23 protein-coding genes and 1 tRNA gene are annotated in these 24,240 nt (G+C 57.1%); 14 read left to right on the top strand and 10 right to left on the bottom strand.

All coding sequences use genetic code 11. The features are described from left to right. Window positions 1–2: 2 nt before the first annotated feature. The gene (gene typA / locus SJY29_RS07930) at window positions 3–1,820 is read right to left on the bottom strand and encodes a translational GTPase TypA (RefSeq protein ID WP_400088547.1); all 1,818 of its coding nucleotides are present in this window, start codon (window positions 1,818–1,820) and stop codon (window positions 3–5) included. A gap of 290 nt (window positions 1,821–2,110) precedes the next feature. Here typA and SJY29_RS07925 point away from each other — a divergent pair, with 290 nt between their 5' ends. Continuing rightward, window positions 2,111–3,019, top strand: a complete 909-nt coding sequence (locus tag SJY29_RS07925) for a hypothetical protein (RefSeq protein WP_400088546.1) — start codon at window positions 2,111–2,113, stop codon at window positions 3,017–3,019. A gap of 145 nt (window positions 3,020–3,164) precedes the next feature. Here the strand turns inward: SJY29_RS07925 and SJY29_RS07920 are convergent, their stop codons facing one another. Then, complete coding sequence (locus SJY29_RS07920; RefSeq protein WP_400088544.1) at window positions 3,165–4,139, bottom strand: transferrin-binding protein-like solute binding protein; 975 nt, start codon at window positions 4,137–4,139, stop codon at window positions 3,165–3,167. 363 nt (window positions 4,140–4,502) lie between these two features. On the opposite strand from SJY29_RS07920, the gene SJY29_RS07915 reads away from it, so the two are divergent. Continuing rightward, window positions 4,503–5,456 carry a transferrin-binding protein-like solute binding protein gene (locus SJY29_RS07915; protein ID WP_400088542.1) on the top strand — a complete coding sequence of 318 codons (954 nt, stop codon included), beginning with the start codon at window positions 4,503–4,505 and terminating at the stop codon, window positions 5,454–5,456. 77 nt (window positions 5,457–5,533) lie between these two features. Here SJY29_RS07915 and SJY29_RS07910 read toward each other — a convergent pair whose 3' ends face one another. Together SJY29_RS07910 and SJY29_RS07905 are read right to left on the bottom strand one after the other, a co-directional pair. Further along, complete coding sequence (locus SJY29_RS07910; protein ID WP_327543504.1) at window positions 5,534–6,742, bottom strand: NADP-dependent isocitrate dehydrogenase; 1,209 nt, start codon at window positions 6,740–6,742, stop codon at window positions 5,534–5,536. A gap of 96 nt (window positions 6,743–6,838) precedes the next feature. Beyond that, window positions 6,839–6,915 (bottom strand) — tRNA-Ile (locus SJY29_RS07905). A gap of 156 nt (window positions 6,916–7,071) precedes the next feature. Between SJY29_RS07905 and purM the strand changes: the two genes are divergently transcribed. The 4 genes from purM (at window position 7,072) to SJY29_RS07885 (ending at window position 10,413) form a co-directional block, all read left to right on the top strand. Beyond that, on the top strand, window positions 7,072–8,115 hold the full coding sequence (purM, locus tag SJY29_RS07900) for a phosphoribosylformylglycinamidine cyclo-ligase (RefSeq protein WP_400088540.1): 1,044 nt from the start codon (window positions 7,072–7,074) through the stop codon (window positions 8,113–8,115). Further along, window positions 8,112–8,708 (top strand): phosphoribosylglycinamide formyltransferase, encoded by a 597-nt coding sequence (gene purN / locus SJY29_RS07895; protein ID WP_400088538.1) that lies wholly within the window; start codon window positions 8,112–8,114, stop codon window positions 8,706–8,708. Before purM ends, purN begins: the two co-directional genes overlap by 4 nt. A gap of 76 nt (window positions 8,709–8,784) precedes the next feature. Then, window positions 8,785–9,942, top strand: a complete 1,158-nt coding sequence (gene rnd, locus SJY29_RS07890) for a ribonuclease D (protein WP_400088536.1) — start codon at window positions 8,785–8,787, stop codon at window positions 9,940–9,942. A 60-nt stretch (window positions 9,943–10,002) separates the two neighbouring features. Then, window positions 10,003–10,413 carry a SufE family protein gene (locus tag SJY29_RS07885; protein WP_400088534.1) on the top strand — a complete coding sequence of 137 codons (411 nt, stop codon included), beginning with the start codon at window positions 10,003–10,005 and terminating at the stop codon, window positions 10,411–10,413. On the opposite strand, the gene SJY29_RS07880 is transcribed toward SJY29_RS07885, so the two are convergent. The 3 genes from SJY29_RS07880 to SJY29_RS07870 are packed head-to-tail and all read right to left on the bottom strand — an operon-like array spanning window position 10,410 to window position 11,972. Continuing rightward, window positions 10,410–11,036: a DUF1638 domain-containing protein gene (locus tag SJY29_RS07880; protein ID WP_400088532.1), complete on the bottom strand. Its 627-nt coding sequence runs from the start codon at window positions 11,034–11,036 to the stop codon at window positions 10,410–10,412. The two genes, SJY29_RS07885 and SJY29_RS07880, sit on opposite strands and share 4 nt — an antisense overlap. Beyond that, window positions 11,026–11,214, bottom strand: a complete 189-nt coding sequence (locus SJY29_RS07875) for a hypothetical protein (RefSeq protein WP_400088530.1) — start codon at window positions 11,212–11,214, stop codon at window positions 11,026–11,028. Before SJY29_RS07875 ends, SJY29_RS07880 begins: the two co-directional genes overlap by 11 nt. A gap of 50 nt (window positions 11,215–11,264) precedes the next feature. Then, the gene (locus tag SJY29_RS07870; protein ID WP_110278948.1) at window positions 11,265–11,972 is read right to left on the bottom strand and encodes a B12-binding domain-containing protein; all 708 of its coding nucleotides are present in this window, start codon (window positions 11,970–11,972) and stop codon (window positions 11,265–11,267) included. Between the two features lie 133 nt (window positions 11,973–12,105). Between SJY29_RS07870 and SJY29_RS07865 the strand changes: the two genes are divergently transcribed. Then, entirely contained in the window at window positions 12,106–13,188 is a 1,083-nt protein-coding gene (locus tag SJY29_RS07865) for a PA0069 family radical SAM protein (protein ID WP_400088527.1), read from the top strand. A gap of 71 nt (window positions 13,189–13,259) precedes the next feature. On the opposite strand, the gene bmt is transcribed toward SJY29_RS07865, so the two are convergent. Both bmt and SJY29_RS07855 read right to left on the bottom strand, forming a co-directional pair. Next, window positions 13,260–14,276, bottom strand: coding sequence for a betaine--homocysteine S-methyltransferase (bmt, locus tag SJY29_RS07860; RefSeq protein WP_400088525.1), 1,017 nt, complete (start codon window positions 14,274–14,276; stop codon window positions 13,260–13,262). A gap of 155 nt (window positions 14,277–14,431) precedes the next feature. After that, window positions 14,432–14,746: a DUF1476 domain-containing protein gene (locus SJY29_RS07855; protein WP_110278945.1), complete on the bottom strand. Its 315-nt coding sequence runs from the start codon at window positions 14,744–14,746 to the stop codon at window positions 14,432–14,434. A 132-nt stretch (window positions 14,747–14,878) separates the two neighbouring features. Here SJY29_RS07855 and purC point away from each other — a divergent pair, with 132 nt between their 5' ends. The 6 genes from purC (at window position 14,879) to SJY29_RS07825 (ending at window position 22,787) form a co-directional block, all read left to right on the top strand. Next, a complete protein-coding gene (gene purC / locus SJY29_RS07850; protein WP_400088523.1) occupies window positions 14,879–15,643 on the top strand; it encodes a phosphoribosylaminoimidazolesuccinocarboxamide synthase in 765 nt (254 codons plus the stop codon). 32 nt (window positions 15,644–15,675) lie between these two features. Further along, window positions 15,676–15,906, top strand: coding sequence for a phosphoribosylformylglycinamidine synthase subunit PurS (purS, locus tag SJY29_RS07845; RefSeq protein ID WP_400088521.1), 231 nt, complete (start codon window positions 15,676–15,678; stop codon window positions 15,904–15,906). After that, window positions 15,906–16,574 (top strand): phosphoribosylformylglycinamidine synthase subunit PurQ, encoded by a 669-nt coding sequence (gene purQ, locus SJY29_RS07840; protein ID WP_400088519.1) that lies wholly within the window; start codon window positions 15,906–15,908, stop codon window positions 16,572–16,574. The genes purS and purQ overlap by 1 nt, the downstream gene beginning before the upstream one ends. Before the next feature lie 53 nt (window positions 16,575–16,627). Next, a complete protein-coding gene (locus SJY29_RS07835) occupies window positions 16,628–18,373 on the top strand; it encodes an ATP-binding protein (RefSeq protein WP_400088517.1) in 1,746 nt (581 codons plus the stop codon). A gap of 10 nt (window positions 18,374–18,383) precedes the next feature. Next, entirely contained in the window at window positions 18,384–19,715 is a 1,332-nt protein-coding gene (locus SJY29_RS07830; RefSeq protein ID WP_400088515.1) for a sigma-54-dependent transcriptional regulator, read from the top strand. A gap of 420 nt (window positions 19,716–20,135) precedes the next feature. After that, on the top strand, window positions 20,136–22,787 hold the full coding sequence (locus SJY29_RS07825) for an Rne/Rng family ribonuclease (protein ID WP_400088513.1): 2,652 nt from the start codon (window positions 20,136–20,138) through the stop codon (window positions 22,785–22,787). Window positions 22,788–23,108: 321 nt separating this feature from the next. Here the strand turns inward: SJY29_RS07825 and SJY29_RS07820 are convergent, their stop codons facing one another. Then, the gene (locus SJY29_RS07820) at window positions 23,109–23,336 is read right to left on the bottom strand and encodes a sulfurtransferase TusA family protein (RefSeq protein WP_110278937.1); all 228 of its coding nucleotides are present in this window, start codon (window positions 23,334–23,336) and stop codon (window positions 23,109–23,111) included. Between the two features lie 103 nt (window positions 23,337–23,439). Here SJY29_RS07820 and SJY29_RS07815 point away from each other — a divergent pair, with 103 nt between their 5' ends. Further along, window positions 23,440–24,195 carry a cytochrome c biogenesis CcdA family protein gene (locus tag SJY29_RS07815; protein WP_055292675.1) on the top strand — a complete coding sequence of 252 codons (756 nt, stop codon included), beginning with the start codon at window positions 23,440–23,442 and terminating at the stop codon, window positions 24,193–24,195. The last annotated feature ends 45 nt before the right edge of the window (window positions 24,196–24,240 follow it).

Below are 24,240 nucleotides of genomic sequence, written 5' to 3'. Positions count from 1 at the left end.
AGTTAGCCTGCGCGTGACTGGCGCTTGCGCTCGTGCGGATCAAGGTAGCGCTTGCGCAGCCGGATTGCATTTGGCGTAACTTCGACCAGTTCATCGTCGTCGATATAGGCAATCGCCTGTTCCAGCGACATGGTCACAGGTGTGGTCAGGCGGACCGCTTCGTCGGTGCCAGAGGCCCGCACGTTGGTCAGCTTTTTGCCCTTCAGCGGGTTCACCTCAAGATCGTTCTCGCGGCTGTGCTCGCCGATGATCATGCCGGTGTAGACGGGTTCCTGCGCGCCGATGAACATCTTGCCGCGGTCCTCGAGGTTCCACAGGGCAAAGGCGACCGAAGTGCCGTTCTCCATCGAGATCAGAACACCCTGACGGCGGCCATCAATCTTGCCTTTGTAGGGGGTCATGCCGTGGAACAGGCGGTTCAGAACGCCGGAGCCGCGTGTGTCGGTCAGGAATTCACCGTGATACCCGATCAGGCCACGTGACGGCACATGCGCGATGATGCGGGTCTTGCCGGCGCCGGCCGGTTTCATCTCGACCAGATCGCCCTTGCGCGGGCCAGTGAGCTTCTCGACCACGACGCCGGTATATTCGTCATCCACGTCGATGGTCACTTCCTCGACGGGTTCCATGCGTTGCCCGTCTTGCTCGGAAAAGATGACCTGCGGGCGCGAGATGGAGAGCTCGAAACCTTCGCGGCGCATGTTTTCGATCAGAACGCCCATCTGCAATTCGCCACGGCCCGAGACCTCGAAGGCGTCGCCACCAGGGGTGTCTGCGATCTTGATTGCGACGTTGACTTCGCTTTCCTTCATCAGACGTTCGCGGATGACGCGGGACTGCACCTTTTTGCCGTCGCGACCAGCCAGCGGGCTGTCGTTGATGCCGAAGGTCACGGTGATGGTGGGCGGGTCAATCGGTTGCGCAGGGATCGGCACATCGATGCTGACATCACAGAGCGTGTCGGCCACGGTGGCCTTGGTCATGCCAGCGATGGTCACGATGTCACCGGCCTCGGCCACATCGATGGGCTGCTGGGACAGACCACGGAAGGCGAGGATCTTGGACACGCGGAACTGTTCGATTTTGTCGCCTGTACGCGATAGCGCCTTGATTGTATCACCTGCTTTCAGAGTGCCTGCCTCGACACGGCCCGTCAGAATACGGCCGATGAACGGGTCCGCTGAAAGGGTGGTCGCGAGCATCTGGAAGGGTTCATCCTTGCGGGTGATTTGCGCAGGGGTCGGCACGTGTTCGACAATCTTGTCAAAGAGCGCATCAAGATTTTCACGCGGTCCGTCGAGTTCTTCGTCACACCAACCCGAACGGCCCGAGGCGAACATGGTTGGGAAATCAAGCTGTTCGTCGGATGCCTCAAGGGCTGCGAACAGGTCAAAGACATCATCCACGGCGCGATCAGGTTCACCGTCAGGTTTGTCGACCTTGTTGACGACCACGATCGGGCGCAGACCAAGGGCCAGCGCTTTGGACGTCACGAATTTGGTCTGTGGCATCGGGCCTTCAGCGGCATCAACCAGCAGAACAACACCGTCCACCATCGACAGGATACGCTCGACCTCGCCGCCGAAATCGGCGTGACCGGGGGTGTCGACGATATTGATGCGGGTGCCTTTCCACTCGACCGAAGTACACTTCGCCAGAATAGTGATACCGCGTTCGCGCTCGATATCGTTGCTATCCATCGCGCGCTCTTGCGTCGCCTCGTTTTCGCGGTAAATCCCCGACTGTTTCAGTAGTTCGTCAACGAGGGTCGTCTTGCCGTGGTCAACGTGCGCGATGATCGCGATATTGCGAATGTCCATTGGTCTGCCTTTGTGCGGAAGTTGCCGCGCGGATACCGTGCAATTGCAGCAAAAGCTACCCCTTATTGTCGCAATCCTCTTTTCGCCGGCCGCGATGTTCCGTTTTCGTGGCATATGGGCCGTCAAAGCCGTCGCAAGCCGCACTGGAAATCTGCAGTATTGCGAAAAATTGCCTGCACTGAAATAAGGATGGGCGGGCCGCCAAGATTTGGCCACATAGTTATTTAAGATGCCGAAAAGAAATGTGTTTCAGGCCTGTTTGGGCGCAAGTAGACTTTAGGAATGACTATATGATTTCTCATCTCGTGAAACCTCTGTCTTTCGTCACATTTTTAACATTGTCCGCCTGTGGCGGCGGTGGCGGCGGTGGTGATGATAGCGGTGGTGGCTCCGGCGGAGGTGGTGGGGGCGTTGACCCAACGCCAGGGTCGAACGGCCTGCCATTTGGTGCGGTTGGGCAGACGCTGCCAGATGACGCCGTGGATCAGGCGATAACCATGCGCAGCGCAAGCTTTCAGTCAGGCGGTGCGCCGACTATTGAAAATGCGAGGATCACGGTTGATGCAGGGTTCTTTCAGGGCGACACGCCCAATCTTGATGGGACAATCACGATTTTTGGTAACTCAGCGCCAATCACCATCACGAACGGTCAGGGCGTTCTGGCAAGCGGCGAGACCGTGACACTCACCTATGAACCAAACCGCACAGGCGCCTATGCAGCCGCAATCGAAGCGTCCGTTGGTAGCTTGAACGACATTAACGGAGAAGCTGCCTATGTTTTCGGTTTTGAAACCGATCCTGCGACGATTGCGGCGCGCAGCGGCGGAACAGTGACCTATACCGGCGATTTTCAGTCTTTTGGATCTCTGGCGGGCGCGCCAAATTCCGACACGGAATATGCAGGCGGCATGACTGTCGCGGTCGACTTTACAGGCACAGGCAATGCCAGTGTCGCACTGGATGGCCAGGTGAATGGCGCAGGAAATGTCGACATGGGCGGCTCGCTCGGCTTGGCCGGAAACGGCTTTGCAGGCGGGCTGACATGCACCACGGGCTGTGTGAACAACGGATCAGAGATTGACGCAACCTTCTATGGCCCCAACGCGGATGAACTGGGCGGTGTGCTTGCCATAGATATAACGGTGACTGGTGTCGGGGCCTATGACGGGGTGGGGACGTTCGTCTTGCCGGCGGAATAGACCCGAGAGACTATGATCAATACAAGACAACCGCTCTTGCGCGCGGCTGTGCTGCGATGGCTCGCTCTAGACTGCAAGGAGCTAAAGATAGGTTGCGCTCCGCACCAAGACGACGGTTGCCATATAGCCTGCGCTAGTTCTGACATTAGTCGGGATTGAACCTCTCGCGGCTAAGGAAGTTGTAGTTGCCTACCCCCATCAGGCGTGCATTTTCGCTTTCAAGCGTTTCATCGAGAAGAAAGACACCGGCAAGGTTCTCAGCGTTTTCGCCATAGAACACGCCACCTATCTGGCTGTTGCCCGAACAAATGCCTACGCACTCAAGTTGGTTGACGCTTGTGCCAAATCCATTCCCCACGAGTGTTGTTTGTGTCAACGACATTTCTAGGTTGAAATCTTCATTATTGACTTGGAACTCTCCGCCTTCCAGCGAACGCATGGCGCCGCTGATCGTGCCGTCGCTACGCACATTGACCGTCAAAACCATACCTGCATCGTCAGTCGCAGCGGCATTGGTGCCGTCAAGATCGGCGACCGTGTAGGTCATTTCCATAACTCCGGCGTAAAGGGTTGAACCGGTCTCAGGCAGAATGATGTCCTGCAACTCTGGGTCTGTTTGTTGACCGATGATACTGCGCGAAGAACTGGCGGTGAATGCGGGATCGGCCAAGGTTTCGAGAATATCAATGTTGATAGTTTGCACATTTTCGTCGAGCAGTTCACTTGTACTGATGTTGTAGACTGTGCCATCAGCGGCAGTTGCGCGGAAGAAATCACCAGTTGGTGTGAACTCGAGCACCTCGCCGTTGAGGCGCAAGTACTGCCTGTTCTCGATAAGGATGACGCTGTTTTCAGTGATCTCAACGCTTGCCTGGCCGGTATCATCGATCACCAGATGTGCGAAACGCAATGTAATCTCATCTGTGATTTCGTCAGGGCCGCCTGCAAAGGGCAGGCCATTCTCTGACCCGCTACCCGCAACCGAGCCTGCGTTCAGTGCCGCATTACCCGCGAGTGTACGACTAACTGGTTGTGGACTGCCGTCGCCACCTCCGCCGCCCAAACAGGCAGACAACCCAAACGCCGCCACAATAAGCGGCCCACTTGTGTACACATTCATCAGCAACCCCAAAACCGACTAAAATGGAACTCAGGATTACCGATCATTGACGTTAGGGCAAGAATAAATTCAACAGTAAAATATCTTAGACAATCGCGCGCGTTTGCTGCGCAGCGAGATCGCGATTCGCTTCAAGATTACAGTTTTAAACTGAATACAATTATAAGATGATTAAAATATTTAAAATAATCGTATAAGTCTACAATACCGACAGCCTTTTAATGAATTAAGCCTTTTGCTCGACTACAATATGTTGAGATTTAGGCTTTCTGGCTCGTTTTGCTGAATTCTGGTTTCTCGAGGAGACTCCACGATCACAAAAGGGATAGGGTCACGTTACTTTATTTATTTTGGAGCGTAGCAATGTCGAAAACTTTGAAAATAACAACAACTGTCGGGCTGCTGATTGCGATGGGCGCATGTGGAGGATCTTCAAGCCCTGATCAAGTCTCGCGTGTAATCACTGGACCTGATGCGCTGAATATCGGAACAGAAAGCACGACAGAGACGGCCACTGGCCTTCCATTTGCTGTAGATTTTGATCCTGAAACAGATGAAATTTCGGGAAGTGTTACAGTTCGTCTGGTCCGGTTCGAAACTGATTATCAGACTGGCGTGACGCAAATCATAATTTCTGATGAAGTGTTGACAGTTCCCCCCGGCACAGAAGACTTTTCAGGTACGATCACTTACAAGGGCGAAACCATCACCCTTGTTGATAATGGCGATGGCAATGAGGGCGATTTAAGCAATGGTCAGACACTTTTTGGCTTTGTGAATCTTGAGGGCGATTTCGCGACCGCCATTAGTTTCTATACCTATGTTGAAGATGAGATTGGTTTCGATAGCGAGGGCTCTTTCATTCTTGGTTTTGAAACCAATCCTGATGATTTGCCTGGAGACTTGGGTATTACCAGATACACCGGCGCTTTTGCCGGGTATGGAAACATCATAGATTCAGATGGCGCTGTTTTTGCGCAGGAGGAGTTTATTGATGGGACTATTCTGGTCGATGTAAGCTTTTCTGATGGGGGTGTAAGTGGTGAATTGGACATAAACACTGATACACTAGGCGGCACGACATTCATCATGGACCCTACATCAATCGCAGGAAATGGTTTTTCAACCACGGCAACGACAGTGGCAGGGTGTGAAACCTGCAGCTCCAGCACACAAATAGGTGGCGCATTCTTTGGGCTGGGTGCTGAAGAGTTGGCTGGTCTCGCAGGTATCGACTTTACCGACACGCAAGGCGAAGAGGACCTCAGGCTGGTTGGAGCAGGTGCTTATGTCGCAACTCCAGATGATCTTGAGTAAAGGCCTCTTTAGTACATAATGACCATCTGACTTTTGTTCTTTTGGCATGGGCGGCATTTGCCGCCCATGTCTCTTTGCTACAGCGCCTTGTTCAGGTTCTCGTCGATCTTTTCAAGGAACCCCATGGTTGTCAGCCAGCCCTGATCGGGGCCGACCAGCAGCGCCAGATCCTTGGTCATGAAACCGCTTTCCACAGTGTCAACGACAACCTTTTCCAGTGTCTCGGCAAAGTTCATCAGTTGCGCATTGTCATCCAGTTTCGCGCGGTGCTTGAGCCCGCCGGTCCAGGCAAAAATCGACGCAATCGAATTGGTCGAGGTCGCTTGCCCTGCCTGATGCTGGCGGTAGTGGCGCGTAACAGTGCCGTGGGCGGCCTCGGCCTCGACGATCTTGCCATCGGGGGTCATCAACTGGCTGGTCATCAGGCCCAATGACCCGAACCCTTGCGCCACGGTGTCGGACTGCACATCGCCGTCATAGTTCTTGCAGGCCCAGACGAATTTGCCTGACCACTTCATCGCCGAGGCGACCATATCGTCAATCAGGCGGTGCTGGTATTCGATACCGGCTTGCGCGAACTTGTCTTTGAACTCTGCGTCAAACACCTCTTGGAAGAGGTCCTTGAAACGTCCGTCATAGGCCTTCAGGATCGTGTTCTTGGTCGAAAGATAGACCGGCCAGCCAAGGTTCAGACCATAGTTGAATGAGGCACGGGCGAAATCGATAATCGAATCGTCGAGATTGTACATGCCCATCGCCACACCTGCGCCGGGGCTGTCAAACACCTCTTTTTCAATCACGGTGCCATCGTCGCCCACGAATTTCATGGTCAGCTTGCCGGGGCCGGGCATCAGGAAATCGGTGGCTTTATACTGATCGCCAAAGGCATGGCGCCCGATCACAATCGGGTCGGTCCAGCCCGGCACAAGACGCGGCACGTTCTTGCAGATGATTGGCGCGCGGAAGACCACACCGCCCAGAATGTTGCGGATCGTCCCGTTGGGTGAGCGCCACATTTTCTTGAGGCCGAATTCCTCAACACGGTCTTCATCGGGCGTGATGGTTGCACATTTCACGCCAACGCCGATTTCCTTGATCTTTTCGGCGGCATCAATCGTGATCTGGTCGTTGGTCTCGTCGCGGACCTCCATCGCAAGATCGTAGTAGAGCAGGTCGATATCCAGATAGGGCAGGATCAGCTTTTGCTTGATAAAGTCCCACATGATGCGGGTCATCTCGTCACCGTCGAGTTCGACGATGGGGTTTTCTACCTTGATCTTTGACATAATGTGTCTCCGTGGCGCGGTTAATCTGCTGCAGCCATAGCGTATCACGCGTCACACGGGAAGCCCCGGTATGCATTCGTATACTGTTTGGGGAGATGGTAGGCCCGGCAGGACTTGAACCCGCAACCAAAGCGTTATGAGCGCTCTGCTCTAACCAATTGAGCTACAGGCCCCCTTGTGAAGATTGGAGTAGCAGACTGGACGGGTGGGTCAAGCGGCAGGGATTGAAAATTCCGCGCCACAGGGCCACCGCCGGTCCGCGCGCCAATTGTTGTTCCATTTGCCGAAATGATGCGGTAACGAACGCCAAACACGACAGGAGCCCTGCTATGACCAAGAAGAATGGCCTGACCTATGCTGATGCAGGGGTCGATATTGACGCCGGAAACACGTTGGTCGAGCGGATCAAACCCGCCGCCAAACGCACCGCACGGTCCGGCGTGATGGCGGGGCTGGGCGGCTTTGGCGCGCTCTTTGATCTCAAGGCTGCGGGCTACACCGATCCGGTTCTGGTGGCTGCGACCGACGGGGTTGGAACCAAGCTGCGGATCGCGATTGATACCGGCAATGTGGACACGATCGGCATTGATCTGGTGGCGATGTGCGTCAACGATCTGGTCTGCCAAGGGGCCGAGCCTCTGTTTTTCCTTGATTATTTTGCCACCGGCAAACTCGAACTCGATCAAGCGACACGTATCATCGAAGGCATCGCTGCTGGCTGCGAAGCTACCGGTTGCGCGCTGATTGGTGGCGAAACTGCAGAAATGCCGGGCATGTATCATGCGGGGGATTTTGATCTGGCCGGTTTTGCCGTGGGTGCGATGGAACGCGGCGCGGAATTGCCTGCAGGTGTGCAAGAGGGTGATGTTCTGCTGGGTCTTGCCTCGAACGGGGTGCATTCCAACGGCTATTCGCTGGTACGCCGCATCGTAGAAGTGTCCGGTCTGGGGTGGGACGACCCCGCGCCATTCGCGGATGACACGCTCGGTGCAGCGCTGCTGGCACCGACGCGGCTTTACGTCAAACAGGCGCTGGCGGCGGTGCGGGCAGGGGGCGTGCATGCGCTGGCCCATATCACCGGCGGTGGCCTGACCGAGAACCTGCCACGCGTGCTACCCGAGGGCACGGGCGCTGACATTGATCTGAACGCATGGGAATTGCCACCGGTGTTTCAGTGGCTGGCGCAAAAGGGCGGTATGGCCGAGGCCGAGATGTTGAAGACCTTCAATGCAGGCATCGGCATGGTGCTGGCGGTTGATGCAAACGAGGTTTCGAAAATCACCACAGTTTTGACCGACGCGGGCGAGACCGTCCATCAACTGGGCACAGTCACGGCGGGTGAGGGCGTGCGCTACACAGGCGCGCTTTTGTGACCAAAAGGGTTGCGATACTGATTTCGGGGGGCGGGTCAAATATGGTCGCGCTCGCGCAATCCATGCACGGGGATCACCCCGCGCGGCCCGTCTTGGTGATGTCCAATGATCCGCAGGCCGGTGGTCTTGCCAAAGCGCGGGCGATGAACATCCCGACTTTGGCGATTGATCACAAACCCTATGGCAAGGACCGTGCCGCGTTTGAAGCGGCTTTGCAAAAGGCTCTTGAGACGGCCAAGCCTGAAATCATCTGCCTTGCCGGGTTCATGCGCATCCTGACGCCGGAATTTACCGCGAAATGGGAAGGGCGGATGCTGAACATCCACCCGTCGCTCTTGCCCAAATATAAAGGGCTGCACACCCACGCGCGCGCGCTTGAGGCTGGAGATAGCGAACATGGATGTTCGGTGCATGAGGTGACCGCCGCGCTGGATGATGGCCCGATCCTGGGACAGGCGCGGATCGCTGTCCATGCGGGCGATACGCCTGAGACGCTGGCGACCCGTCTGCTCCCGCTGGAACACGCGCTTTACGTTGCTGTCTTGCGTCGCTTCGCAGCTGGTGACCGGACCCCTATCAATCTGGACGGGTGAAGCTGCACTTTTCATCGCGCAGGCTTTCGCTTATCAGTGAACGAACGATAATTGAAAGTGCGGTTTGCGGGCAGAGATGAAGACAATCACAACGACCGAGGACTTGGCGGCGTTCTGCCAAGAGGCTGCAAAACGCCCTTATGTAACCGTCGACACCGAGTTTCTGCGCGAACGCACCTATTATTCCAAGCTCTGCCTCATCCAGTTGGCTTATCAGGATGAGAAGGGCGCGGATGCCGCACTTGTTGACCCACTTGTCGAGGGGCTGTCGCTTGAGCCGCTCTATGCGCTTTTTCGCGACCAGGGCTGTGTGAAAGTGTTTCACGCGGCGCGACAGGATCTTGAAATTTTCTATGTTGATGCGGGCGTGATCCCAGAGCCGCTGTTCGACACGCAGGTCGCGGCCATGGTCTGCGGTTTTGGTGAACAGGTCGGCTATGAGACGCTGGTGCGCAAAATTGCGAAAGCCGATCTGGATAAATCCTCGCGCTTTACGGATTGGTCGCGCCGTCCGCTGACGGATGCGCAGGCAACATATGCGCTGGCTGATGTGACGCACCTACGTGACATTTATGAGTATCTGTCGGCGCGTCTGGCCAAATCAGGCCGCAGCAAATGGGTTGCCGAAGAAATGGCAGTTCTGAAAGACCCCGCCACCTACCAATCAGACCCCGAAGACGCATGGAAGCGCGTAAAGACGCGCACACAATCAGGCAAGTTTCTGGCGATCGTGCGGGAACTGGCACGCTTCCGTGAAGTATACGCGCAAAGCCGGGACATTCCGCGCAACCGTGTGTTCAAGGATGACGCGCTGGTTGAACTCGCGTCAACAAAACCACTGTCCGAGAACGATCTGGGCCGGTCCCGTTTATTGTTGCGTGAGGCCCGCAAGGGCGACATCGCCAATGGCATCTTGGCCGCAATCAAGGCGGGTATGGCCGTTGCACCCAAGGACATGCCCAAGGTTGATGGCGCGCGTGCGAAACTGCAGGTGAACCCCGCCTTGGCGGATATGCTGCGCGTGCTGTTGAAGGCCAAAACCGACGATGCCGAAGTTGCCACAAAGCTGATTGCAACTTCTGCCGATCTTGATGCGCTGGCTGCAGGCGAGCGTGATGTTGCAGCCCTGCGCGGTTGGCGGCGCGAGGTGTTTGGCAATGACGCGCTGGAGCTATGCGAAGGCCGCGTCGGATTGGCTGTGAAAGGTCAGAAGGTCATCACCGTCGCACTCTGATCTGGACGAGACAGGGGCGCGGACCTACATCTGCCCCAGAACCGAACCAAAGGGAAAACCATGGCGAACCCTGCCTTTGAAGACCTTGTCGAGACCTTTGAATTCCTTGACGACTGGGAAGACCGCTATCGCCACGTGATCGACATGGGCAAGGCGATGCCGCCGCTCGAAGACGCGCTGAAAGTGCCTGCCACCAAAGTGGACGGTTGCGCCAGTCAGGTCTGGCTGGTCCCCAAGATCGCGGACAACGTCTTCACCTTCCGAGGTGAAAGCGACGCGATGATCGTGCGCGGCCTGATTGCGGTGCTTTCAGCGCTTTACAACGAACAACCCGTCAGTGACGTGTTGAAAATTAATGCAGCGGCCGAGTTGGGCCGTCTGGGCCTGAACGATCATTTGTCCGCGCAACGCTCGAACGGGCTGCGTGCCATGGTCGAGCGTATTCGTGAAACCGCTGCGGCCGAAGCCTAGGCGATTGCCGTCAGCGTTGGCGTTAGATCGCCATAGCCGGTAAAGCGCCGCTCGAATTGCAGCCCGAGCTTTGCCGCGCAAGCCTCTGCTTTTGCGGTTAATTCCGGATCATCCGTCTGCGCCTGATAGACCAGTTTTTCGTAATTCCCGAAATACATGTCACGCAGTTCAGGGTGGCGGTCAAGCCCAAGGGGCTCCCATACAAAAGCATCGAACTGGCGCACCAGAAAATCGGTCAGGTAGAACGCGGTGATCTCGTCATGACCTGCAAACACCTCATTGCCCTCGAAAAACGAATAGCAATGTGGCCCCGCAACCATGCCGATCCCCAACTCGGCGCACGCGGCCTGTAATTGGCCGCCGGTGCCGCAATCTGCGTAAACGACGAAAAACGTCTCGTAAGCATCGCGATATTTCGCCACGGTTTCGCGGACCGCAGGAACGATTTTTTCAGGATGGTTGTGCAGGATCGCTGGCAGGCATTGGAGATCAAGGTGATCAAGGCCGTTTGCCGCTTTGATTGCCAGTATCTCGCGTGCCAATGCACCGCAGGCGATCAAAAGCACGCGCCCCTGTCCTTTGGGTGCGATTCCTTGGGTGGTCAGGATGGCATCAGTTGTCATTTCGGTCACTGTATCTGCGCCACAGATACGCCGCGCAGAGTGCAATCAGGCTAAGAATGGCCAAACCCGTCACAGGGGCTGCTTGCAGGCCGTCCAATGCAGCAAACGCGACAGCAATGGTGGCTGCAGCCGCAGCCATGACAAACACAAGTATAAAGATCAGTCGTTCAACGGGCATGTCGTTCTCCTACACTTCGCAGATAAGAACGACATACCCGCTTTGAAAGGTCAGACCGCCGCAGCAGCCTGATTATGCTTGCGCGCCATAAAGGTCTTGGCCGTTTCCACCGCGACCGCCGCATCACGGCAGTAAGCATCTGCACCAATGGCCTTGCCAAACTCTTCGTTCAGCGGCGCGCCACCGACGAGCACGACATAATCGTCGCGCATACCCTTTTCGACCATCGTGTCGATCACGACCTTCATATAGGGCATCGTGGTGGTCAGCAGGGCGGACATGCCAAGGATATCGGGTTTTTCGCTTTCCAAAGCATCCAGATAGGATTCGACCGCATTGTTGATCCCCAGATCGACAACCTCGAAACCGGCACCTTCCATCATCATGGACACAAGGTTCTTGCCGATATCATGGATGTCGCCCTTGACGGTTCCGATCACCATCTTGCCCACACGCGGCGCGCCAGTTTCGGCAAGCAGAGGTTTAAGGATAAACATCCCGCCCTTCATAGCATTGGCCGCCAGCAGCACTTCAGGCACAAACAGAATACCATCGCGGAAGTCGTTGCCGACAATGGTCATGCCGCCCACGAGCGCCTCGGTCAGAACGCGGTAAGGCTCCCAGCCACGTTCGATAAGGATATTCACCCCTTCCTCGATCTCTTCCTTCATTCCATCGTAAAGGTCATCGAACATCTGCGCGACGAGATCTTCGTCATTGAGTTCGGACAGGATGATGTCATCTTCTTCGTCGGACATGGCCAAGCCTTTGTATGAGTTTACACCGCAGTATTGCGCCGGATTGGAAAATTCTAGCGGTTGTTTTCCGACATGTCCAAGAACATGACCGACCTTGTGTTGCTGATGTTCGTGAATTGTTCTAATAAAGATTATGGAAGATTTGCCAGTTCAGAAATCACACCTGACGCCTGGTCGTGCAGCACTTTCTAATCCGGACAACCGGTATGACAGGTTGCACGCCGAGGCGGTTGATGACGGCTGGGCGCCAGAGCAGGACCTTCCGGTTTTGCGCACGGAAATCAACGATGAGGTGGCGCGCACGGTGATCACGCGCAATACATCGCCTGATCTGTCCTTCGACCGTTCGATCAATCCCTATCGCGGCTGCGAGCATGGCTGCATCTATTGCTTTGCACGCCCCAGCCATGCGTTTCTCGGCATGTCGCCGGGGTTGGATTTTGAAACCAGACTTGTCGCACGCCCTAATGCGGCCGCGCAGTTGCATAAAGAACTTTCAAACCCGCGCTATACACCGAAAACCATTGCGATCGGCACCAACACAGACCCCTATCAACCGGTTGAAAAATCCCGTGAAATCATGCGCCAGATCTTGGAAGTGCTGGACGCGTTCAACCATCCCGTTGCGATTGTCACGAAAGGCACCCTGATCACACGCGATAGCGATATTCTGGCACGTATGGCGGCCAAGGGGCTTGTCAGGGTGGGCATTTCGATCACGACGCTTGATCCCAAAACATCCCGCGCATTGGAACCGCGCGTGCCTGCGCCGGCGGCCAGACTGGGGACGATCCGCCAATTGACCGACGCAGGCATTCCCGTGCGCGTGATGGTGTCGCCGGTTATCCCCGCGCTGACCGATCACGAACTTGAGGCGATCCTGAAAGCCGCCAAAGACGCGGGCGCCGTTGCGGCCTCTTCCATCGTTCTACGCCTGCCACGCGAAGTGGCCACGCTGTTTCGCGATTGGCTGGCCGCCCATTATCCGGACCGTGCAGCGCGCATCATGGGACGCGTGCGGGAATTGCATGGTGGCAAGGACTATGACCCTGAATTTGGCAAACGCATGGTCGGGCAGGGCCCGTGGGCCAAGATGATGCAGCAACGTTTCAAGCTCGCCACCCGCAAACTGAACCTCGACCGCAGCCTGCCACCTTTGCGGACCGATCTCTTCGCCCGCCCCGCACAAAGTGGCGACCAGCTTTCGCTTTTCTGATGCAAATCCCGTTATTACTGGCCCGAAAATATCCCGGGGGAAGCCACCGCAGGTGGCCGGCGGCAGCGCCCCTAGCTGCGCCGCCGCCGTCCGCGCCGTGGCGATGCTTCCGGACCGGCGCCGTCTGTACCATCGGATTCCGAAGAAAACCCGCCCAAGGCCGCGGTGATATCTTCCAGTGTTGGCAGATCACCCTTCGGTCGCGTCTCAAGTGCGGCGCGCATCGCGCGCAGGTGTTCTGGTGTCGTGCCACAACAGCCGCCAATAATTGTGGCGCCACAGTCGCGGGCGAGGACAGCATAATCGGCCATCAATTCAGGCGTGCCATCATAATGGATGTGCCCGTCGTGGTACTTTGGAATACCGGCATTGCCCTTGGCGATAATGGGCAGCGTCGGGTGGGCTGCGGTAAACCCCAGCACCGTCCGCAACAGGTCTGACGCACCAACACCGCAGTTCGCGCCAAAGGCCAGCGGCTGATGCGCGAGCTTGCCGACCTTCTTGACCATATCGGCCGATGTCAGACCCATCATTGTACGCCCTGCGGTGTCGAAACTCATCGTGCCGCACCAAGGCATACCGGCCAGCGCAAAGGCCTCGGCCGCTGCGGCGTATTCTTCGGGGGCGCTGATCGTCTCGACCCAGAGCACATCCGCGCCGCCTTCTTTCAGACCCTCGGCCTGCTCGTGGAACATCTCGACTGCGATTTCATGGGTCAGGCTGCCCATCGGGGCCATAATCTCGCCCGTAGGGCCGACCGAGCCTGCAACAACGATGGTCCGGCCTGATGCATCAGCGACCTCACGGCCCAGTTCGGCGGCAGCTTTGTTCAACTCGCGCACGCGGCCCTCGGCAGCATGCAGTTTCAGACGTGATGCATTGCCTCCGAAGCTGTTGGTCAGGAAAATATCGCTGCCCGCATCCGCCGCACCTTTGTAAAGGGCTGTGATCTTGGCGGTTTCGTCGATATTCCACATCTCGGGCGCATCGCCCGACATTAGACCCATGTTGAACAGATTTGTCCCTGTCGCCCCGTCGGCCATCAGCCAGTCGTTGGTTTCAAGAAGCTTTGAGAGGGCATTGGTCATAGGGGGCTCCGGCTGTCGCGAGGGGATTGCTGTGCGGTGTCATGTCTGTGCATCAGATGCAAATTCAAAGAATGCATGGTCATTATGCAAGAAATGATAAAACCGCGCCAGTTGATGGCGCGGTCAGGGGACGTTTGGCATGGCCGCAGTCCGGCCTACACTTCTTTCATCAATTGCGCTTTGGCCTCGGCCAGAAATTCGACCATCTTCGTGCGGATGGTGGCCTCATCGGCCTTGTCGCCCAGATCACCGGACACCTTGCGATAAACATCTTCGTGCCCTGCTTCCTCGAAGTCGGACTTGACGACCTCTTTGGCATATTCAGCGGCTTCCTCACCCGTTTTTCCCAGCAGTTCTGCGGCCCAGAGACCAAGCAATTTGTTGCCGCGCGCTTCGGCTTTGAATTGCATTTCGGCATCATGGGCGAACTTGTTTTCAAACGCATTCTCGCGATCATCGAAGGTTGTCATGGATTTGGCCTCTTGATTTGGAAGATGTTGCTTATGATATGCCTCTCACGGTGCTTGCCCGCAAGGGGGGCTTGCACTATGACGCGCAGATGATGCGGTCCATGCCGGGCCGGAATGGGGCAAGGGGTCAGCATGTCACGTCGTAAAAAGATTTATGAAGGCAAGGCAAAGGTTCTTTATGAGGGCCCCGAGCCAGGCACTTTTGTGCAGTATTTCAAGGACGATGCCACTGCCTTCAATGCAGAGAAGAAGGCCGTGATCGAAGGGAAGGGCGTGTTGAACAACCGCCTGTCCGAGTATTTCATGACCGGACTGGGCCAGATCGGGATCCCCACACATTTCATCAAACGTCTCAATATGCGCGAGCAGTTGATCCGTCAGGCCGAGATTATCCCGCTTGAAGTGATCGTGCGTAACTTTGCTGCGGGGTCGATGGCCAAGCGTATGGGCATGGAAGAGGGCACGCCGCTGCCGCGCCCGATTGTCGAGTTCTCCTACAAGGACGACAAGCTGGGTGACCCGCTTGTGCCCGAGGAATACATCATCGCGTTCGGCTGGGCCTCGCAGCAGGAAATGGACGATATCGTCAGCCTTGCCTTGCGCGTGAACGATTGGATGTCGGGCGTGATGTACGGCGTCGGCATCAAGCTGATTGATTTCAAGATCGAGATCGGCCGTGTCTGGGACAATGAATTCCAACGCCTTATTCTGGCAGATGAGATTAGCCCCGACAGCTGCCGTCTTTGGGATATCGAAACAGGCCAGAAACTTGACAAGGACGTCTTCCGCCGTGACCTCGGAAGTCTGACCGACGCCTATACCGAAGTTGCAAAGCGCCTTGGCGTGATGCCGTCAAACGTCACCCACACGCCCAATAAACCCACATTGATCAACTAATCTTGCGACCCTAGCGAACAAAGGACCTGCCCATGAAAGCCCGCGTACATGTCATGCTCAAAAACGGTGTGCTGGACCCACAAGGCGAGGCAGTCCGCCACGCGCTTGGAACACTCGGCTTTGAGGGGGTCAACGGTGTGCGCCAAGGTAAGGTCATCGAGCTTGATCTGGCCGATGGCACATCAGAGGCCACGATCAACGAGATGTGCGAAAAGCTGCTCGCGAACACCGTGATCGAAAGCTACAGCGTCGAGGTGGTCTGATGCGCGCAGCGGTCATCGTTTTTCCCGGGTCCAATTGCGATCGCGACATGGCGGTTGCGCTGAAGGCGGCTGGTGGGGATGTCAGCATGGTCTGGCACAAGGACGCGAACCTGCCTGACAATGTCGATCTTGTTGCCATCCCCGGCGGTTTTTCCTTTGGCGACTACCTGCGTTGCGGTGCGATTGCGGCGCAATCCCCGATCTGTAAGGCCGTTGTCGCCCATGCCGACCGCGGCGGGTATGTGCTGGGCGTGTGCAACGGGTTTCAGGTTTTGACAGAAACAGGGCTTTTGCCGGGTGCGCTGATGCGCAACGCGAACCTGAAGTTCATCTGCAAAACCGTTGGTTTGAAAGTGGAAACATCAAACTCGGCCTTCACCGAGGGCTACAACGCCGGTGACAGCGTGGCATTCCCCGTGGCACACCATGACGGCAATTACACTGTCGATCCCGAGGGGCTGGCCGCGCTTGTCGCCGAGGATCGCATCGCGTTCACCTACGCTGACAACCCCAACGGGTCGATCAACAACATCGCAGGCGTGCTTTCTGCAAACCGCCGTGTGCTTGGCATGATGCCACACCCGGAACGCGCAGTGGATGCGGGCCACGGCGGCACCGACGGGCAGGCGCTTTTCCGCGGGTTGGTGGGGCAATTTGCCCAAGCGTGATCTGCTCGCTTGCCGCGTTGGGGCTGTGGCTCTAAACTCGGTACATGTTGCGTATGACTGATCTCGGCAGCGGCCGACGCCGCGGCAAATGGTACTTGCGGCTGGCTGTGCTGGTCGTTTGCCTGTTTGGCGTGATCGTGATCTATGTCTCCAACCAGCTTCTGACACAGCGTTTCACCGAGACAATCAGCAACCGCTCTGATGTGCGGCTGGCGCTCTATGTGACCAACCTGATGAACGAGTTGCAGCGCAATTCGGTTGTGCCGCAGCTTTTGTCGCGTGACCCTGATCTGATCAAGGCGCTGGAGGACAAGGATTACTCGCTCTCGACGGCACGGCTTTTGTCTTTCGTAGATGAAATCGGTGCGGCATCTTTGACGCTTTTGGATCGCGACGGGCGCGCAGTGGCCGCAACCGACCGCAACCGGATCGGGACAGACCATCGGCAAAACCCCTATTTTGTAGATGCCTTGCGCAGCAACCAGACCGTTTACACCACATTCCAGCGTGATGAAGGCGGTTTTGCCTATATTTACTCTCGGCGTGTTGAATTGGCGGGTACGCTGCTGGGTGTGATTATGGTCGAGGTCAACGGCCAACGGCTTGAAACCGGTTGGGCAGGGGTGTCTGACGCAGTGCTGGTGATGGACAGCGCAGGCACGATCATCATGGCCACCGAACCGCGCTGGCGTGGTTTGAATGAAGAAGAGGCCCTGGCGCGCCAATCCGCGCCCTCGGCTATCGAGCGTGCCATCCGCGCAACCCAAGGCTGGGGTGCCTTGCCGGCTGATGCGTATTTGCGCGGCGAGGCGGTCTTGCGGCGCGAAATGCGGGTGCCGCATCAGGGTTGGCGGATGGTCAGCTATACGACCTATGCTTCGGTGCGCGAGCGGGTGAACGGGATTCTCGCGCTCGAGGTTATGGGATTCGCGATCCTTCTGGCGCTCTTGTTCTGGGGCAGTTCACGGCGCACGGCGTCACGTCTGGTTTTCTTCCAGCGCGAGTCAGCAGAGCTTCGCGCATTGAACCGTCGCTTGCAGCGGGAAATCGCCGAGCGCGAGAAGGTCGAAAAGACATTGCAAGTGGCCGAACAGACCATCGCGCAGTCGTCCAAACTGGCGGCCTTGGGCGAGATGTCGGCGGCCGTGAGCCATGAGTTGAACCAGCCCTTGGCGGCGATGAAAACCTACCTCGCCGGCGCGCGTCTCTTGCTGCAGCGCGACCGCCCCGAAGAGGCGTTGTCATCGTTCCAGCGCATCGACGATCTGCTGGAACGGATGGGGGCGATTACGCGTCAGTTGAAGTCTTACGCCCGTAAGGGCGCGGAGGCGTTTGAGCCAGTAGATACAAGGGCTGCAGTGTCGACGGCGCTGTCCTTGATGGAGCCGCAACTCAAAACGCGGGCGGTCAATATCATCCGCACATTGCCCAACGAACCGGTCATGATTTTGGGCGATCGTCTGCGGCTGGAACAGGTGATTATCAACCTGCTGCGCAACGCGCTGGATGCCACCAAGCTATCGGCCAATCCGACCATCGAAATCCTGCTTGCGGCCGGTGATACGGTCAGCCTGCAAATCCGTGACAACGGCGCGGGGATCGACAATCTCGACGAATTATTCGAGCCATTCTACACGACCAAACAACCTGGTGATGGGGTGGGTCTCGGGCTTGCCATCTCCTCCGGGATCGTCAACGACTTGGGCGGGCGCCTGACTGCTCGCAATGCAGTTGATGGCGGGGCTATATTCGAGGTGCAACTGCCGACGTTAAGGCAGGATGTCGCCGCGGCAGAGTAAGGAAAATACCATGAGCAAAGTCATGAAGATTGCGATTGTCGATGACGAGAAAGATATGCGGCAGTCGATTTCACAGTGGTTGGCACTGTCTGGTTTTGACACCGAAACATTCGCGTCCGCAGAAGAGGCGCTGCGCGGTCTTGGCAGTGATTATCCAGGTATCGTTGTCAGCGACATCAAGATGCCGGGGATGGACGGCATGCAGTTTCTCAAAAAGCTCAAAGGCGTCGATAGCGCGTTACCTGTTATCATGATCACAGGCCACGGTGATGTACCCATGGCGGTTGAGGCGATGCGCGTTGGCGCATTCGATTTTCTTGAAAAGCCCTTCAACCCCGATCGCATGACCGAACTTGCGAAAAAGGCCACGACTGCACGGCGTTTGACCCTTGATAACCGTGCGCTGCGCCGCGAACTGTCCGATGGCTCCGCGCTGATCAAGAAACTGATCGGCCAGTCGGCCCCTATGGAACGGCTGAAAGAGGATATCCTCGATCTGGGGCAGGCGGACGGGCATGTGCTGGTCGAGGGCGAGACGGGGACCGGCAAAACGCTTGTCGCCCATGCGCTGCATGCAGTGGGAGCACGGGCCAACAAGAAGTTCGTGCTGCTCAGCTGTTCGGCCTATGACGAAGAGACGCTGGGCCGGATTATCTTTGGCCCTGCCAATGATGACGAACCGATCCCGGCGATGGAAGAAGCGCGCGGTGGCACGCTGGTGCTCGAAGACATCGAGGCGCTGAGCCATTCATTGCAGGCGCGTTTGCTGACCGCGATCAACAATCAGGGCACACCTGCCGAAACCCGCATCGTCGCGATCTGTAACCTGCAGGAACAGGACCAGACCTGCGAAAGCGTGCTGCGGCCCGACCTCTTTTACCGCCTTGCCGCCTTGCGCATCACAGTGCCGCCCCTGCGCCAGCGCGGCGAGGATATCCTGACGCTCTTTACCCGTCTGGGTGAGCAGTTCGCCGATGAATACGGCTGCGACGCGCCCGAGGTCAGCGCGCAGGAAGCAGCACAGCTTTTGCAGGCCCCGTGGCCAGGCAATGTGCGCCAGCTGATCAACGTCGCCGAGCGCGCAGTGCTCCAGAACCGCCGTGGCTCGGGCTCGATTGCGTCGCTTTTGATGGCGGACACGGATGAGACCAAACCCGCGATGACCACTGAAGGCAAACCGCTCAAGGAGTTTGTCGAAGCGTTCGAGCGGATGCTGATCGACAACACCATGCGGCGGCACAAGGGGTCGATCGTGGCGGTGATGGACGAGCTTTGCCTGCCACGCCGGACGCTGAACGAGAAGATGGCGAAGTACGGGCTACAGCGGTCTGACTATCTCTAGGGCCAAGCTGCGATAAATCCACGATGATTTTCGGCACCCTGCACACAGGCACTTGTGTTGGGGGCCGTTCCTCCCTTATGTATTGGGTACGGATGCTCGCGCGACAGTTGCGCGGTGACAGCCGATAGAGATTCTCTGTTTTTGTTTTTTGACCACACATCAAAACAAGACAGCTGATTTGATCCCCCGGGGTCAGGAGAACGCCACGGATCGTGCGACAACGCCGACTGGGCCATGAACGGGCCGCGCTTATGCGGGGTCGGAGAAGAAACGCGATGCAAAGCGCGCAAACATGCAGGCAAGATGCAGCCGCCCCAAGGGGCGCTGGCACAGCCCGCGCGCAGATCGCCATAATCAGACATATAACACGGAGCCCGGCACCCCCAGGGGCGCCACCGCGGTTATGTGCGAACGGACAAAATGCCAAAGAAAATGCTAATAGATGCCACACACGCGGAAGAAACCCGCGTTGTTGTGGTCGACGGAAACAAAGTCGAAGAATTTGATTTTGAAAGCCAGTTCAAGCGCCAGCTTGCCGGCAACATCTACCTCGCAAAGGTAACACGGGTTGAACCATCGCTGCAGGCAGCGTTTGTAGACTATGGCGGTAATCGCCATGGTTTTCTTGCGTTCTCGGAGATCCATCCCGATTACTACCAGATCCCGATTGCGGACCGCGAGGCACTGATCGCCGAAGAAAAAGCCTATGCCGAAAGCCTGAAAGCCGAAGCAGAGGCAGAGGACGAAAAGCCAAAACCAACGCGCCGCCGCCGCAGCAGATCGGCCGCCGCTAAAACAGCCAGCGATGACGCGGTCATCACATCCGAGGTGGAAACCGACGAGGAAGAGACATCCGGCGATATCGCGGGCATGGAAACCATTGATCTCGGAGACAGCGAAGAGGGCAGCTCACCTATGGAGCTGGTCGGCGAAACGCCTGTCGATACGCCTGCCGCTGACGAAGACCTCGATGATGACGAGGATGGTGACAGCGCAGACGCAGAGAGCAAAGACGACACCATCGAGAGCGTAGCGGAAGAGGACGACACGGACGAGGTGCGCCCTGTGCGCAAGCCGCGTCCGAAGCGCTATAAAATTCAAGAGGTTATCAAGGTTCGCCAGATCCTTTTGATTCAGGTCGTGAAAGAAGAGCGCGGCAATAAGGGTGCGGCGCTGACCACCTACCTTTCGCTGGCTGGCCGCTATTGTGTCCTGATGCCCAACACCGCGCGCGGTGGCGGTATCAGCCGCAAGATCACCAATGCTGCTGACCGCAAGAAGCTGAAAGAAATCGCCAACGACATGACCGTGCCTGAAGGCGCAGGTCTGATCATTCGTACGGCTGGTTCGCAACGCACCAAGGCTGAGATCAAGCGCGATTACGAATATCTGCAACGGATGTGGGAACAGATCCGTGAACTCACTCTGAAATCCACGGCCCCTGCAAAGATCTACGAAGAGGGCGATCTGATCAAACGGTCGATCCGCGATCTGTATTCCAAAGAGATCGACGAAGTGATCGTTGCGGGCGAGGCGGGGTACCGCACGGCCAAGGACTTCATGAAAATGATCATGCCGTCCCACGCAAAGAACGTGAAATACTATGCCGAACAGATGCCGCTTTATGCGCGGTATCAGGTTGAGGGATACCTCAATGGCATGTTCAACCCGACGGTCCAACTGCCGTCTGGCGGCTATATCGTGATCGGGATCACCGAGGCGCTGGTGGCCATCGACGTCAACTCTGGTCGCGCGACCAAAGAAGGCTCGATTGAACAGACCGCGCTCAAGACCAACCTTGAGGCCGCCGATGAGGTTGCGCGCCAGTTGCGCCTGCGTGACTTGGCCGGTCTGATCGTGATCGACTTTATCGACATGGACGAACGTCGTAACAACGCCGCTGTTGAAAAGCGTTTCAAAGACAAGCTCAAGACCGACCGTGCGCGCATTCAGGTGGGCCGGATTTCTGGCTTTGGACTGATGGAAATGTCCCGCCAGCGTCTGCGCCCCGGTATGCTTGAGGCCACAACCCAGATGTGTCCGCATTGTCATGGGACCGGCCTGCTGCGTTCGGACGACAACGTGGCACTTTCCATCCTGCGCGCACTTGAAGAAGAGGGCGTGCGCGGACGGTCCAAAGAGGTGCTGATCAAGGCGCCGATTTCGATTGCCAACTTCCTGATGAACAGCAAACGCGAACATATCGCTGATATCGAAGCGCGCTACGGCATGTCTGTCCGTATCGAATGTGATCCGACGCTCGTGTCGCCTGATTTTGCGATAGAGAAGTTCAAGACAGCCACACGTGTCGTCCCCGATGCTGCGCCGATCGTCGCATCAGCGGTCATGATGGATGATGACGATGTCGTCGCCGATGCAAATATCATCATCGACAGTGACGAAGAAGGCGATACGGGCACGTATACAGGCGATGGTGAAGACAAGCCCAAGCGCAAGCGCCGCAGGCGTCGGCGTCGTCGCAGTGGCAGTGGCAACAATGGTGAGAACCAGAATGGTGATCATCAGAACGGCGATGAGGAAAACGAAGACAACACTGCCGATGCTTCACAGCAGGAGGCAGATGCCGCGCCAACCGAAGACACACCTGCGCCGGAGGCGAAGCCCAAGCGCACGCGGAGTTGGAGCAAGAAGCCTTTGGAGACTGCAGCTGAGGCCGAAGCGGCACCGGTTGAGGACAAATCTGCCAAGGGCGCTGCCAAGGAGAAGCCTGCACCGAAAAAACGGACGACGTCCCGCAAGAAGGCGGATGTGGATTCAGAAGCATCTTCTACTGATGCGGCGCCAGAGGGTGAGGCCGTAGCGGTCGCGGAAAAACCCAAAAGTCGGAGCCGCGCCAAGCCGAAACCAAAGCCAACAGAAACGGCGAAACCTGCGGCGCAAGAACCGGCGGTTGAGCCCGCACCTGCGCCCGCTCCGGAGCCTGCGTCTGCGCAGGAAGCTGAACAACCCGCGCCGGAAGCCAAACCGGAACCTGTTCCTGCAACAGCGGAAGAGGTGACGCCGGAGAAGGCAAAGCCCAAGCGCAAGGGGTGGTGGTCGCTCGGCGGCTGATGTCCGCAAGTGTCGTCATCGCAGAACACTTCGGTTTTTTGGATGCGGCATTTGGACGGCAGAACGCGAAAAGTAGATTGGCGCTGTCTGATGGGCAGCGCCTTTTTGCGTCATGGACCAGTATATCAGACCGGCCGGCACATCCGTGCGCTGCCGTCGGTCACATGTACGCAGCCCTTGAAATCGCCGATAGAGTGGTCTTGGCGTGCGCGGCAGGGGATGCCGCCGTTGATCTGACTGAACTGAAACCTGATCAACGCATGATCGCCAACGTCGGCACGTGGCTCAGGCTTCTGGCTACGGCCTTACCGCAATCCCAAATCAGGCCTTTTTGATGAAATAAAGCTGCCCGTCGGTCGTGTCTTCTGTCGCAACCAAGGCATGGCCTGCCTCGGCGCAAAAGTGCGGGACGTCTACGATCGCCGCCGGATCATCGGCCAGCATACGCAGCACCTGACCAGATGCCAGAGCTTGCAAGCGTTTACGTGCTTTCAGCACGGGCAGCGGGCACAACAGCCCTTTGGCATCAAGATCAGCATCGTATGTCATAGCGTGGAGGTAGGCGCGATGTTTCAATTTGTCCACCAACTTGTGACAACTTGGACCGTGACCTTGTACGAAAGCTCGCTTAAGCAGGGGCAAAGGAAATGAAATGCTCGACACTGCTCTGATTTTTGACGCGGCTTTGCTGCCTGCGATGTTGATCGCCATGCTGGCGGGCATCCTGTCGTTCCTTAGCCCCTGTGTCCTGCCAGTCGTGCCGCCCTATCTTGCCTATATGGGCGGTGTATCTGTCAGCGAAATGGAAGAGACACGCGCAGCGCGCAAGCGCGTCTTTCTCTCGGCTGTTTTCTTTGTGCTGGGGCTGTCAACGATCTTCCTGCTTTTGGGCCTCGCGTTTTCGACAATGGGCCGGATGCTTTTGCAGGTGCAGGATTGGTTTATCATCGTCGCAGGCGCGATGATCATGGTCCTTGGCGCGCATTTCATTGGCGTGTTTCGGATCGGGTTTCTTGACAGGGAATTGCGCGTTGATGCGGGTGACAAGGGCGGATCGGCTTTCGGCGCCTATCTCTTGGGCCTTGCCTTTGCCTTTGGCTGGACACCCTGCCTTGGGCCGATCCTTGGCGCGATCCTCAGCCTTGCCGCCTCTGAAGCGGATGTCGCACGCGGGACTGTCTTACTGGCGGTCTATGCCTTCGGGCTGGGCATTCCGTTCTTACTTGTTGCGGCGTTCTTTCCGCGCCTCAAAGGGGTGATGGGCTGGATGAAGCGCCATATGGACCGGATCGAAAAGATCTCGGGCCTGTTGTTGTGGACCGTGGGCCTGATGATGATGACTGGTCAATTCGCGGCCTTCAGCTATTGGCTGCTTGAGCGGTTCCCGGCACTGGCTTTGATTGGCTAGGTCCTGCCCTTGGCTCTTATCCTTTCTTGCAGAACCCGCTAACCT

Source organism: Yoonia sp. R78084 (genome assembly GCF_044595625.1).
In the GTDB taxonomy this organism is placed as follows: Bacteria; Pseudomonadota; Alphaproteobacteria; order Rhodobacterales; family Rhodobacteraceae; genus Yoonia.
The sequence above is the reverse complement of the archived record's forward strand: the minus strand, read 5'-3'. Positions and strand labels throughout refer to the sequence as shown.

Coding starts and splice junctions, on each gene's coding strand:
- typA (WP_400088547.1), bottom strand. CDS start 1,820: ATGGACATTCGCAATATCGCGATCATCGCGCACGTTGACCACGGCAAG.
- SJY29_RS07925 (WP_400088546.1), top strand. CDS start 2,111: ATGATTTCTCATCTCGTGAAACCTCTGTCTTTCGTCACATTTTTAACA.
- SJY29_RS07920 (WP_400088544.1), bottom strand. CDS start 4,139: ATGAATGTGTACACAAGTGGGCCGCTTATTGTGGCGGCGTTTGGGTTG.
- SJY29_RS07915 (WP_400088542.1), top strand. CDS start 4,503: ATGTCGAAAACTTTGAAAATAACAACAACTGTCGGGCTGCTGATTGCG.
- SJY29_RS07910 (WP_327543504.1), bottom strand. CDS start 6,742: ATGTCAAAGATCAAGGTAGAAAACCCCATCGTCGAACTCGACGGTGAC.
- purM (WP_400088540.1), top strand. CDS start 7,072: ATGACCAAGAAGAATGGCCTGACCTATGCTGATGCAGGGGTCGATATT.
- rnd (WP_400088536.1), top strand. CDS start 8,785: ATGAAGACAATCACAACGACCGAGGACTTGGCGGCGTTCTGCCAAGAG.
- SJY29_RS07885 (WP_400088534.1), top strand. CDS start 10,003: ATGGCGAACCCTGCCTTTGAAGACCTTGTCGAGACCTTTGAATTCCTT.
- SJY29_RS07880 (WP_400088532.1), bottom strand. CDS start 11,036: ATGACAACTGATGCCATCCTGACCACCCAAGGAATCGCACCCAAAGGA.
- SJY29_RS07875 (WP_400088530.1), bottom strand. CDS start 11,214: ATGCCCGTTGAACGACTGATCTTTATACTTGTGTTTGTCATGGCTGCG.
- SJY29_RS07870 (WP_110278948.1), bottom strand. CDS start 11,972: ATGTCCGACGAAGAAGATGACATCATCCTGTCCGAACTCAATGACGAA.
- SJY29_RS07865 (WP_400088527.1), top strand. CDS start 12,106: ATGGAAGATTTGCCAGTTCAGAAATCACACCTGACGCCTGGTCGTGCA.
- bmt (WP_400088525.1), bottom strand. CDS start 14,276: ATGACCAATGCCCTCTCAAAGCTTCTTGAAACCAACGACTGGCTGATG.
- SJY29_RS07855 (WP_110278945.1), bottom strand. CDS start 14,746: ATGACAACCTTCGATGATCGCGAGAATGCGTTTGAAAACAAGTTCGCC.
- purC (WP_400088523.1), top strand. CDS start 14,879: ATGTCACGTCGTAAAAAGATTTATGAAGGCAAGGCAAAGGTTCTTTAT.
- purS (WP_400088521.1), top strand. CDS start 15,676: ATGAAAGCCCGCGTACATGTCATGCTCAAAAACGGTGTGCTGGACCCA.
- purQ (WP_400088519.1), top strand. CDS start 15,906: ATGCGCGCAGCGGTCATCGTTTTTCCCGGGTCCAATTGCGATCGCGAC.
- SJY29_RS07835 (WP_400088517.1), top strand. CDS start 16,628: ATGACTGATCTCGGCAGCGGCCGACGCCGCGGCAAATGGTACTTGCGG.
- SJY29_RS07830 (WP_400088515.1), top strand. CDS start 18,384: ATGAGCAAAGTCATGAAGATTGCGATTGTCGATGACGAGAAAGATATG.
- SJY29_RS07825 (WP_400088513.1), top strand. CDS start 20,136: ATGCCAAAGAAAATGCTAATAGATGCCACACACGCGGAAGAAACCCGC.
- SJY29_RS07820 (WP_110278937.1), bottom strand. CDS start 23,336: ATGACATACGATGCTGATCTTGATGCCAAAGGGCTGTTGTGCCCGCTG.
- SJY29_RS07815 (WP_055292675.1), top strand. CDS start 23,440: ATGCTCGACACTGCTCTGATTTTTGACGCGGCTTTGCTGCCTGCGATG.